Annotated in this window: 9 protein-coding genes, 1 tRNA gene and 1 pseudogene; 2 read left to right on the plus strand and 9 right to left on the minus strand. The window is 62.1% G+C overall.

Annotation, left to right across the window (positions count from 1 at the left end):
• Window positions 1–245 precede the first annotated feature (245 nt).
• The 9 genes from ACRHIG_RS14815 to ACRHIG_RS14855 all read right to left on the minus strand — a co-directional run bounded on the left by ACRHIG_RS14815 (window position 246) and on the right by ACRHIG_RS14855 (window position 7,712).
• Window positions 246–713 (minus strand): phage virion morphogenesis protein, encoded by a 468-nt coding sequence (locus ACRHIG_RS14815; RefSeq protein ID WP_489630613.1) that lies wholly within the window; start codon window positions 711–713, stop codon window positions 246–248.
• 297 nt (window positions 714–1,010) lie between these two features.
• A tRNA-Leu gene (locus ACRHIG_RS14820) sits at window positions 1,011–1,097 on the minus strand.
• 95 nt (window positions 1,098–1,192) lie between these two features.
• Window positions 1,193–3,478 carry a TonB-dependent receptor gene (locus ACRHIG_RS14825; protein ID WP_489630805.1) on the minus strand — a complete coding sequence of 762 codons (2,286 nt, stop codon included), beginning with the start codon at window positions 3,476–3,478 and terminating at the stop codon, window positions 1,193–1,195.
• A gap of 434 nt (window positions 3,479–3,912) precedes the next feature.
• Window positions 3,913–5,637: a methyl-accepting chemotaxis protein gene (locus ACRHIG_RS14830; RefSeq protein WP_489630614.1), complete on the minus strand. Its 1,725-nt coding sequence runs from the start codon at window positions 5,635–5,637 to the stop codon at window positions 3,913–3,915.
• A 314-nt stretch (window positions 5,638–5,951) separates the two neighbouring features.
• Window positions 5,952–6,335 carry a nuclear transport factor 2 family protein gene (locus ACRHIG_RS14835; protein WP_489630615.1) on the minus strand — a complete coding sequence of 128 codons (384 nt, stop codon included), beginning with the start codon at window positions 6,333–6,335 and terminating at the stop codon, window positions 5,952–5,954.
• A gap of 37 nt (window positions 6,336–6,372) precedes the next feature.
• Window positions 6,373–6,552: a hypothetical protein gene (locus tag ACRHIG_RS14840; RefSeq protein ID WP_489630616.1), complete on the minus strand. Its 180-nt coding sequence runs from the start codon at window positions 6,550–6,552 to the stop codon at window positions 6,373–6,375.
• An 85-nt stretch (window positions 6,553–6,637) separates the two neighbouring features.
• Window positions 6,638–7,150, minus strand: a complete 513-nt coding sequence (locus ACRHIG_RS14845; RefSeq protein WP_489630617.1) for a DUF2939 domain-containing protein — start codon at window positions 7,148–7,150, stop codon at window positions 6,638–6,640.
• 116 nt (window positions 7,151–7,266) lie between these two features.
• Window positions 7,267–7,494 (minus strand): hypothetical protein, encoded by a 228-nt coding sequence (locus ACRHIG_RS14850; protein ID WP_489630618.1) that lies wholly within the window; start codon window positions 7,492–7,494, stop codon window positions 7,267–7,269.
• Entirely contained in the window at window positions 7,452–7,712 is a 261-nt protein-coding gene (locus tag ACRHIG_RS14855) for a DUF2939 domain-containing protein (protein ID WP_489630619.1), read from the minus strand. Before ACRHIG_RS14855 ends, ACRHIG_RS14850 begins: the two co-directional genes overlap by 43 nt.
• A 112-nt stretch (window positions 7,713–7,824) precedes the next feature.
• Between ACRHIG_RS14855 and ACRHIG_RS14860 the strand changes: the two are divergent.
• Both ACRHIG_RS14860 and ACRHIG_RS14865 read left to right on the plus strand, forming a co-directional pair.
• A pseudogene (locus tag ACRHIG_RS14860) lies at window positions 7,825–8,663 on the plus strand (hypothetical protein).
• A 15-nt stretch (window positions 8,664–8,678) separates the two neighbouring features.
• Window positions 8,679–10,886 carry a penicillin acylase family protein gene (locus ACRHIG_RS14865; protein ID WP_489630620.1) on the plus strand — a complete coding sequence of 736 codons (2,208 nt, stop codon included), beginning with the start codon at window positions 8,679–8,681 and terminating at the stop codon, window positions 10,884–10,886.
• The last annotated feature ends 86 nt before the right edge of the window (window positions 10,887–10,972 follow it).

Below are 10,972 nucleotides of genomic sequence, written 5' to 3' on the forward strand. Positions count from 1 at the left end.
GAGGCGGGGGATTTGCTTGTTCGTTCGCGGCGACGGCAATTGAAGTAATCCCACTCAAAACAAGTGCAGCGGATATGTTAAACCAAACACGATTTAGACAATTTTTCAAAGATTCTCCGATTAGTATTCGGTCAAATATAATTTTAAAGCATCAATTCGAAATGTATTTTTAAAATCTTTTTTTGTCAATCTTTTATTCTTGTTGGATTTTTCTTGATGTCAGTTGAAGTTTGCATTGAAGAATCTTAGTTTTTTTCCATATGACGCAGCAGAGATTCGCGTATCAGCGTCCGATCCCGTTCACCCAAGCCCAGCAGCGGCCGCTCCGGGTACTTGTACATCTGTCCTTTTTTTGACAGGCGGTCTTGCCGGCCAAACTGATGCACATGCGCCACGCGCGCCACCCAGCCAAAGAAGCCGACCTCGCTCTGGTCGCCGGTCGCCTTCATTTTCAGATGCTTAGCGGTGCGAATTTTGGCAAACATCGCCGCCTTCTGTCGCGTGATGCGACCATTCTTCCCCTTGAATTTCTTGCGCCGCTTGCGCTCCGGATATGCCGCGCCATCTGGCCCCTGCTGCGCCTTGATGCGCTGCGCCTGGCTGCGGCGCAGGTCAATGGCTACCTTGTGATTGACGGCGCGGCGCTGGGCAGGCTGCGCCTCGGCCAGCAGGGTGCCAGCCCAAGCTTCCAGCGCGTGCAGGTCGTCGCTCATGGCGTTACCTCGGGCGTGCGCCATTCGGCCTGCAGGGTGCCGCCGTCATTCAACTTCCAGAACTCGTCCGCGTAGGCCGGCATGTGCTGTATCTCGGCCAGTGCTTGATGTCGAGGCGGCCCGCCTCCACCATGATGGAGGCGCCTGCGTAATCACGGCGTAAATCTGGCGTAACCGCTACTGGTTTTTGTCGGGTTTAATTGGGATTAAGAGAAGTGCCAAGGCGTAAAAAAAGCCACTAACCCCTTGCTTGTATTGGGATTAATGGCTTTCTCGATGTTTCTGAATTTTGTGCGCTGGTGCCCGGAGCCGGAATCGAACCGGCACGCCCTTACAGGCGGGAGATTTTAAGTCTCCAGTGTCTACCAGTTTCACCATCCGGGCAGCGCGGCGAGATTCTAGCACAGGTGATGCTTGTTACGCCATCTTGTGCCTGAGCGAAGGGGCCGCAGACACAGCCAGGTATCCGCTTCCCGCCATCAAAACACCGCCTTGAACTGCACCCCATACGTGCGCGGTTCGTTGATGATGCCCGTCAGGTTGTCGAAATCGATCGCGCCCAGCGACTGGATCTGGTTGGTGATGTTGCGGCCGTACGCGGAGAGTTCGTATTTGTCCCATTTGTAGCCGACGCGCAAGCCGCCTTCGAGCAGTTCCTTGGCCTTGTATTCCTTCGCTTCATACAGGAAGAAGTTGTAGCTGGTGCGGTAGGCCCAGTCCGTGTAGGCATAGAACTCGCCATTGGCGAGGGGAATGCTGTACTTCAGGGTGAAGTTGGTCTGCCATTCCGGCGCGCGCGGCAGCGGGTTGCCGTCGATGTAGGCCGTGCCCTTGAACGGACCCAGCGGATCGGTGACGGTACAGCCGCTGGCCGGGTTGTTTTGCGCATTGCCGCAACTTTGCACGAACAGCTTCTTGTCCTGGATTTCCGTGTGGTTGTAGCTGCCGCCCAGGGTCATGCTGAGCGAATCGCTGAGATTTGCCTGGAAGTCGAGTTCCACGCCGCGGCCCGTGGCCTTGTCGGCGTTGATCAGCTGGTTCATGTTGACGGCGCCGCTGCCGGCCGTCAGTTGCTTGTCCTTCACGCGGTACTGGAACACGGCCAGGCTCAGGCGCGCGCGCTTGTCGAACAGATCCTGCTTGATGCCCGCCTCGACGGACAGCGCTTTCTCGGCGCCCGCAAACGAGGGGCGGTCGGCCAGGCCGTTCAGGCGGCCCTGCATCGACGGCGCGCGGTAGCCGGTGGCGATGCGCGCGTAGGCATTCGTTGCCGGCGTCAGCACATAGGTGCCGCTCAGGTCCCAGCTGACGTTGTGCGAGGTATCGTGCAAGTCGAAGGGGCCGGCCGTCGTCGCTTCCACGCGCTTGGCGGAGAAATCCTTCTTGTCTGTCGTGTAGCGCAGGCCGGCGCGCAGTTTCAGGGCGTCCGAGACCGTGTAGTTGAGCGAGCCGAAGGCCGCGTACGACTTCGAGCTCTGGTTTTGCGTGGCGTAGTTCGGGCTTTGCGGGTTGCCGGGCGCCAGGCTGTCAAAGCCGAAGCTGTCGATCTGGATATCTTCCTTGAAGTAGAACAGGCCGGCTATCCATTGCAGCGGGCCGCGGGCAGACGATTCGGCGCGGAATTCCTGCGAAATCTGCTTGTGGTTGGGGATCGCGTCGGCCGTTTCCACGACAAACGGAATAAACCCGGGACCCATCGGCGGCGCGTACACGGCGCCATAGCCGCCGTCGACGTCGGCGCGGCTGTAGAAATCGAGTTTTTCGTAGCCGGTGATCGAATGCAGGGTCACGCCGGGCAAGTCCCATTTCAGGCGCATGCTGGCGCCCTTGGTTTTCAGGTGCTGGCGGTTGATGCCGTCGGTCGGGTAGTTGTCGTAATCAAAGCCGTCGACCAGGTCGTTCGTGCCCTGTTTCAGGATGTTCGCGCGGAACAGGGTGGCCGTGCCGTCGAGGTTGCGCGCGTGCACGTTGAACAGGGCCGTGAAGTCGCGCGTGGGCTTGACCAATACCTGCAGGCGGGCGGCGCTGTCTTCATAGCCTTCGAAGTCGCGCGTGCCGGTGGGCCGCGGGTTGTGCACGCGGTCGTCGCGGCGCTGCGTCTGGCCGGAAAAGCGCAGGGCGACCGTGTCGCTGACGGGCACGTTGAAGGCGCCTTCCAGGCTCTTCATGCCATCCTTGCCGAAGCCGCCGCTCAGGTAGCCTTCCGTCTTGAAGACGGGCTTGGCGGAATCGAACTTGATCACGCCGGCCGGCGAGTTACGGCCGAACAGGGTGCCTTGCGGGCCGCGCAGTACCTCGACCTGGTCGACGTCGAACACGGGAAAACCTTTCAGCATGGCGTTTTCCTGCACCACGTCGTCCATCACCAGGCCCACCGGCTGCGAGGCGTTCAGGTCGAAGTCGGTATTGCCCAGGCCGCGAATGTAGAAGCGGGGGAAGGTGCGGCCGTAATCCGATTCGACGGACACGCTGGGTGAGCGGCTGTTGAGGAAGCGGATGTCGGCGCCGCCGGCCGTCAGGGTGTCGAGCTTGTCGCCCTTCAGGGTGGCGATGGACATGGGCACGTCCTTGATGTTTTCCGCGCGCCGCTGCGCCGTCACGATCACCGTTTCCAGCTGGCCAGGACCGGCCTGCGCCGCCGGTGCGGCCGGCGCGTCGGAGGCGGGCGCCGGGACGCTGTCCTGGGCCTGCGCCTGCAGGGGAAAGGCGGCGGCGATCGCCAGGGCAATCAGGGTATGGCGTACGGTGCTGGCATGCGGTGTCATCATGAAACGGCTCCTGTCGGTCGAGGTTGTGCGAAAGGTCCAGGCAGGCGCTAGTCCGCTAGACGAAAAATCATGCTAGCACGGGAAGTTTTAGTATTCATGCCATTTTCCAGCTGCCGCCATTCATATCTGTTTCGACTCAATACGCGAATAAAATCGTATTTGTCGTCAATATCCGGCGGGTGCATAGTGAGGTGCCGGCAGGCCTGTGCGGGAGCAAAAGAGGTGGGGCAGGACGCTGGGTTTTCCTGCGGCTGCGCAAAAAAACGTGCGCCGTTTTGGCGTAGTACCGGGATCCGGAGGCCAGAAATACAACAGTTGCCGCGGATTTTTTATGCGAGCGGTGTGTTGTTGCAACGCGACAGGGGAGGCCGGCTGCGGCTCTCCCCTGCGCGGTTGAAGCGGGGCATGCGTGGCTGCATGCCGCTATCTGCTTAAAACTCTTCCCAATCGCCGGCCGTCACGGCTTCCGCTTGCACCGCGCGCTGTTTCGCGGGCGCGGCCTGGCGCTTGGCGGGGCTGCTGGCGGGCGCCGGTACCAGGCGCAGCGGCTTGGCGCTGGCGCGTGCGGGGGCTGGCGCGTGCGCCGCCACATGGCTGTCGTGCGTCTTGAAGATGCTCACGGTTTGCACCAGGTGGCTGGCCTGGTCGCGCAGCGATTCGGCCGCCGCCGCCGCTTCTTCCACCAGCGAGGCGTTTTGCTGCGTGACGCTGTCCATCTGGGCCACCGCCTGATTGATCTGCTCGATGCCGGTGGACTGTTCCTGGCTGGCCATCGTGATGTCAGCGATGATGTTGCTGACGCGGGCGACGCTGGCGACCACTTCCGACATCGTCGTGCCCGCCTGCGCCGCCAGCCTGGCGCCCGCATCGACGCGGCTGACGGAGTCGTCGATCAGGGTCTTGATTTCCTTGGCCGCGCTGGCGCTGCGCTGCGCCAGGCCGCGCACTTCGGTCGCCACGACGGCGAAGCCGCGGCCCTGTTCGCCGGCACGCGCCGCTTCCACGGCGGCATTCAGGGCCAGGATATTGGTCTGGAAGGCGATGCCGTCGATGACGCTGATGATGTCGACAATCTTGCGCGACGATTCGCTGATCAGGTCCATGGTGCCCATCACTTGCCCCACCACGGCGCCGCCCTTGCTGGCGACGTCCGATGCGGTTGTGGCCAGCACATTGGCTTCGCGGGCGTTTTCCGCATTCTTGCGTACGGTGCTGGTGAGTTCTTCCATCGAGGAAGCAGTTTCTTCCAGTGAACTGGCTTGCTGTTCCGTGCGCAAGGACAGGTCGCTGTTGCCGGTGGAAATTTCCTCGGCGGCAAGGGCGACCGTGTCGGAATCCTGGCGCACGGAGGACACCACCGAGGTGAGCGACACCTGCATGCGCTGCAGCGCCGACAGCACGCTGGCGGTATCGTGCGGTGCAACGCTGAGTTTGCCGGTCAGGTCGCCGCCGGCCAGCAGGCTGACGGCGTCGCACAGCTGCTTCGGTTCGGCACCCAGCGCCTTGAGCAGGCTGCGCGTGATGAGCCAGCCCGCCAGGGCCGCCAGCACGATGGACAGCAAGCTGGCGCCGATGAGGATATTGCGGTTGAGCAGGTACTGCGCATTGTCTTCCTGCAGGATGACGGCGGAACGCTGGTCCGTCAGGGCGAAATATTCATCGCTGGCGGCGACGAGGGCGGCCAGCAGCGGACGGCATTCCTCGTTCATCTTGGCGATGGCCTGCTCGGTTTTCTTTTGCAGCGCCAGGTCCACGATGGCCAGCGCCACGGGGGCATAGCGTTTCTCGATGCCGTCGATCTTGTTGATGACGCCGCGCACCTCGTCCGATACTTCCGGCTGCTGTGCCAGCTGCAGCAGATGCTGCATGTTCTTGACGACATCGGCGTGGGCCTGCAAGACCTGTTTGCGTTCGATCTCCAGGTCTTCCGGCTTGGTGACGAGTACCAGGTTCCTGGCCGCCACGGCACGCATGTCGATCGCGTCACGCACGCGGTGCGCCATATTGGCGCGGGCGGTGATGCCGTTGACATACTGGTCAAAACTGGCGTTGAAGTTGGAAAAGGTCCGCACGGACAGAACCGATATGCCGATGAGGAAAAAGACCAGCAGGCCGAAAGCCAGAGTCAGCTGGGTGCGAACGGTGAATTTATCCATGATGTCTCTCCCAAGATACGTGGTGACGATTAGAAAGGGGGCTTGCGTGGACAGGTGACAGGAGTTTGCCTGACAGCGGGCCGTGCCCTACGCAGTGCTTCTCTATCCAAAACACGGATTCGTGGTGTGAGGATCGTTTTACTTTAAAAACCGATTTCAATAATTTATTTGTTTTATTTATTAAAATCATTGTGGCACAGAAAATTCAGTAAATCAATCAGATTTTGCGTGCCAAAAAACAACTTTTCTGCACGGACGCTTGTTTCCGCGCCACGCCGCAGGATGGGGCGCGGGAACAAGCGTCCGGGAGGGGATCAGCCGGGAATCGGCGTGCCCTGGTGAAAAAACATTTGCCAGCGGCCATCGCACCATTTCCACAGCGAACTGCGCATGCTGGCGCTGGCGGGCAGGGCGCCGCTGGCGTGGCGCTGCGAGCGGTAGGTAACCAAGGCAACATCGTCGGCCAGCAGGCGGGCCTGGAAATCGCTGATGCTGCGCGGGCAAAAGTCTTCCGCCGGCAAGTCCGCCAGGGTTGCCGCGCGCGTCCAGAGATTGCCCGAACTGCCGAACTCGACGAAATCGTCGGCCAGCAGGGCCGCCAGCCTGGCCCTGTCGGCGCGCACCGCCTGGCTTTGCAGCGCCGCTTCCAGCGCCTGCAGCTGCGCCGCCAGGCTATCTTGCGCGTCGTCCATCGCCATGGCCGTCAGATGGGAAATGCGCCCGCGCCCGAGACGTTCAGGCAGGCGACCTTGTCGCTGGAAAAGTACTTGATTTGTCCCAGGCCGATGGCGTAGCAGCCGTCGCTGAGGGGGAAATGGGGCCGGTGAGTTTTTCACCGCTGATCAGGGTCACCACCCAAGGCGTGGTGGCCGGTTTGCCCGCGTGGGCCAGTGCGTGTTGTACCAGGTCCGACATGCTGCCTCCGATGGAAATCAAAACCCGATGATAGCAGTGTCCAGTGCCGGATAACCGCTGGTTTGCCGATACGATGGCCGGCGTGTTACGCGTCGGCCAGCAGGTTCTTCGGCAGAGCCACCGACACCAGTTTCCAGCGCCACAGGCCGTCGCGCGTCAGGGTCAGTTCGCCGATATGGCTCTTGCTGTGGGCGCGCTGGACCACGACGCTGTTCCAGGAGGTGTAACGCAGTTTGTAGTCGGGCTTGGGGTTGCGTTTGCGGCCGCTGATGTCGCTGACCTTGGCGATCGGTTTTTCGTAGCGGTCATTGAGCTTCATCAAGGCGACGATGCCTTCGGGCATCAGCATGGTGTCGAGCAAGGGATCGATGACGTCGGGGCTGATGTCGTCGGCCACTTCCGGCGCCGAGAACAGGGTATGCAGCTGCTGCCCCAGGCTGCCGCGCAACTGGGCCAGGTCGATCTGCGCGGCCAGCGCCTGCGTATCCTCGTCCATGGTGGCCGTGCGGATCTTGTTCATCGTGAAATACGGGCTGCCATAGAAGACGCCGGCCAGCGCGACCAGTGCCATTACAGCGAGAAGCATCATTTTTTTCATCGTGCAATCTCTCGGATGCCTGGCGACCCGGTGCGCCTGAAGCGTTGGTATTCTACATAATATTTCCAAAAATCAATATAGCGGTTTAGGTAAGTGTTGTTTTAGATCAAGTTTCTTTAGAGTAATTCCGGCGGCAGGGTAATGTCCATCAGTTTCCAGTCCCAGATGCCGTGGCGGCGCAGCAGAAACTGGCTGGCGGCGGGGCCGGCGCCGGCGCGCCGCAGCACCACCTCATTCCACGAGCGGTACGCCATGCCGAAGTCGTGGCGCTTGCCGTCCGTCCCCTGCTTGCCGTGCAGGATCAATACCGTGATGCCGGGCGGCGAGACGATGGTGTCGAGCATTTCCTTGAAATCGTCTGCGCTGGCCGTTTCGCCCGCCCCCGCAGCTGGCGCGCCACGCTGGCGCGGATGGCGGGCAGGTCGGCCTGCTGCGCCAGGGTTTCCAGGCGCACGGATTTCGCCGCGATGCTGATGCGGTACATGGCGATGTAGGGGCTGACCCAGGTGAAGCCGACGGCGGCAACGGCAAAAATGATCGCGGTGGCGTACTTTCTTTTCATGGTCCGTGTTTTTGTATGAGCTGTGCCGCCGTGATTTTACCCGGCCAGGGGCGGCGGATGGTGTAGCATTCGTGCCGGCGCGGACCATCGCGCCGCAATATTGAGGACAACCATGAATATCACTATCAATCAGGTGCTGCAGTCGTATATCGACCCGCTCACCGCCAGCGAGTACGCGGCGCTCGAGCGCAGCCTGCTGGCCGAGGGCTGCCGCGACGCGCTGGTGCTGTGGAACGACGTGCTGATCGACGGGCATAACCGTTACGCCATCTGCCGCCAGCACGGCATCGAATTCAAGACCATCCAGAACACCAGCTTTACCTCGCTCGACGACGTCATGCTGTGGATGATCGACAATCACCTGGCGCGCCGCAGCGTGTCGGACTTCCAGCGCGGCGTGCTGGCCTTGCGCAAGAAGGAGATCGTCGCGGCGCGCAGCCCGGCGCCCGTCAGCGCCCAGGACGCGCCCGATGGCGAAAACGCGCCCAAGCCTCCCATGAGCACGCGCGAAGAGGTGGCCAAGGCGGCCAGATTGAGCAGCAACCAGATCAGCCAGATCGAGAAGATCCAGAAGGCGGCCTCGCCGGAACTGGTGGAAGCCGTCCGTTCGGGCACGATCTCCATCAATGCGGCGGCCACCGTGGCATCGCTGCCGCCGGAAGAGCAGGTGGCGGCCGTCGCCGGCGGCAAAAATTATTACGCCAGGCGGCCAAGGAAATCCGCGAACAGCGCGCCGCCACGCGCACGCCGCGCGAGCCGAAGGCGCCGCACGTGTCGCAGGATACGCCGGAGACGGGCAACGAACCGTGGGCGGAAAACGCGGCCCAGGCGCCGTCCGAAACGGAACGCCTGCGCGGCGAGATCGCCAGTTTGAAGCAGAAGGTGGCGCTGCTGCAGGCGGAAAATGTGGAGTTGAACCAGCGGATTGCCGCCCTGATCGACGCATCCTGACTATTGGAGTAGTTCATGCCAGCTCGCCGTGCCCTGTTCGCCGCCATCGCCTGCGGCGCCGTTGCCGTACCTCCCGTGTTGGCGGCGCCCGCCGTTTCCGCTGCCGACATGGCCCGCTGGCAGGCGCAGGCCGCCCATGTCAGCATCGCGCGCGACACATGGGGCGTGCCCCACGTGACGGGCAAGAGCGATGCGGATGCCGTCTTCGGCTTGATGTATGCGCAGGCCGAGGACGATTTCCCCCGCGTGGAATTGAACTATATCAATGCCATGGGGCGGCTGGCGGAGGTGGAGGGCGAGCGGGAGCTGTACCGCGACCTGCGCATGAAGCTCTTCATCGATCCGCTTGAGCTGCAGGCGCAGTACCGCGCCAGCCCGCCGTGGCTGCGCAAGCTGATGGATGCCTTTGCCGATGGCCTGAATTTTTACCTGGCCACGCATCCGCACGTGAAACCGCGGCTGATCGCGCATTTCGAGCCGTGGATGGCCCTCAGTTTCAGCGAGGGCAGCATCGGCGGCGATATCGAATCGGTCAACCTGACGCAGCTCGAAGCGTTCTACGGCCAGCAGGCCAGGCCCGCCGCCGTAGCGCTGGCCAGCGTGGAGACCGGATTGGACCCCGAACCGAGCGGTTCGAACGGCTTCGCCATCGCGCCCGCGATTACCAAAAACGGCCATGCGCTGCTGATGATCAACCCGCACACCTCGTTCTACTTCCGTCCCGAAGTGCAGATGACCAGCGGCGAAGGCTTGAACGCGTATGGTGCCGTCACCTGGGGCCAGTTCTTCGTCTACCAGGGTTTCAATGAGCGCCTGGGCTGGATGCATACCTCGGGCGGCGGCGACGTCATCGACGAATACCTGGAAAGCATCGTCGACCACGATGGCGCTTGGTACTACCGTTATGACGGCGGGCTGCGGCCCCTGAAAGCCGTGCCGATCACCTTGCCCTATAAACTGGCCGATGGCCGCATGGGATCGACAACCATCACCGTCTACTACAGCCACCATGGCCCCATCGTGCGTGCGCAGGATGGTAAATGGGTGGCCGTGCGTTTGATGCACTCGCCCTTGAAGGCGCTCATGCAGTCGTACACGCGCACCAAGGCGCGCGATTACGCGGCCTTCTACAAGACGATGGAACTGCGCACGAATTCGTCGAACAACACGGTGTACGCGGATGCGGACGGCAATATCGCCTACTTTCACGGCAATTTCATCCCCGTGCGCGACCCGCGCTTCAACTGGAAGCAGCCCGTCGACGGCAGCGATCCGGCCACGGAATGGAAAGGGCTGCACACGGTGGCGCAAACCATTACCCTGTTCAATCCGAAGAATGGCTGGATCCAGAATACGAACAACTGGCCGTATTCGGCGGCGGGCGCCAACAGCCCGCGCCGGCAGGACTATCCCGCCTACATGTCCGTGTATGGTGAAAACGCGCGCGGCCTGCATGCCGTCAAGGTCTTCCAGAACAAGACCGGTTTCACGCTCGACAGCCTGATCGCCGCGTCCTACGACAGCGAACTGACAGCCTTTGAAACCTTGCTGCCGCCCTTGTTCGCGGCCTACGATGCGCTGCCGGCCGGCGTCGCGCAACAGCGGGCGCTGGCCGACAAGATCGCCTTGCTGCGGGCCTGGGACTGGCGCTATTCGCTGACATCCACGGCTACGTCCCTGGCCGTGTTCTGGGGCCAGGAACTGGCGGAATTGACGGGCAAGCAGGCGCGCGAGCAGGGCGTGCCCGTGGTCGACTTCATGGCGACGGACAAGGTGCATGGCGAACAGCGCCTGGCGGCGCTGGCGACGGCGGCGGACAAACTGCAGCGCGATTTCGGCCACTGGCAAACGCCGTGGGGCGAGATCAACCGCTTCCAGCGCCTGACGGGCGACGTGGTGCAGCCGTTCGACGATGCGCAAGCCAGCTTGCCCGTGCCTTACGCGTCGGGCAACTGGGGCGCGCTGGCCGCGTATGGACAGAGCAGCAAGAGCACGACCCGCAGGATATACGGCGAACGCGGCAACAGCTTTGTCGCGGCCGTGGAATTCGGTCCGCGCATCAGGGCGAAGAGCATCCTGGCCGGCGGCCAGAGCGGCGACCCCAAGTCGCCGCATTTCCAGGACCAGGCGGCCATGTATGCGCGGGGCGAGTTCAAGGAAGTGCTGTTTTATCCGGATCAGGTGGAACAGCACCTGGAGCGCCGGTACCGGCCGGGGGAGTGAGGTTTGTGGTATGTCGGATTACGCCCTTGCGGGCTAATCCGACCTACCGTCCTCAGTATGCCGTAGGTCGGATTAGCGCAGCGTAA

This window comes from Janthinobacterium sp. C22 (genome assembly GCF_057919405.1).

Bases quoted from the DNA above. Each gene is read 5' to 3' on its own strand.
- ACRHIG_RS14855 (WP_489630619.1), bottom strand. From the start codon at position 7,712: ATGAAAAGAAAGTACGCCACCGCGATCATTTTTGCCGTTGCCGCCGTC.
- ACRHIG_RS14840 (WP_489630616.1), bottom strand. From the start codon at position 6,552: ATGTCGGACCTGGTACAACACGCACTGGCCCACGCGGGCAAACCGGCC.
- ACRHIG_RS14865 (WP_489630620.1), top strand. From the start codon at position 8,679: ATGCCAGCTCGCCGTGCCCTGTTCGCCGCCATCGCCTGCGGCGCCGTT.
- ACRHIG_RS14825 (WP_489630805.1), bottom strand. From the start codon at position 3,478: ATGACACCGCATGCCAGCACCGTACGCCATACCCTGATTGCCCTGGCG.
- ACRHIG_RS14845 (WP_489630617.1), bottom strand. From the start codon at position 7,150: ATGAAAAAAATGATGCTTCTCGCTGTAATGGCACTGGTCGCGCTGGCC.
- ACRHIG_RS14850 (WP_489630618.1), bottom strand. From the start codon at position 7,494: ATGCTCGACACCATCGTCTCGCCGCCCGGCATCACGGTATTGATCCTG.
- ACRHIG_RS14830 (WP_489630614.1), bottom strand. From the start codon at position 5,637: ATGGATAAATTCACCGTTCGCACCCAGCTGACTCTGGCTTTCGGCCTG.
- ACRHIG_RS14815 (WP_489630613.1), bottom strand. From the start codon at position 713: ATGAGCGACGACCTGCACGCGCTGGAAGCTTGGGCTGGCACCCTGCTG.
- ACRHIG_RS14835 (WP_489630615.1), bottom strand. From the start codon at position 6,335: ATGGCGATGGACGACGCGCAAGATAGCCTGGCGGCGCAGCTGCAGGCG.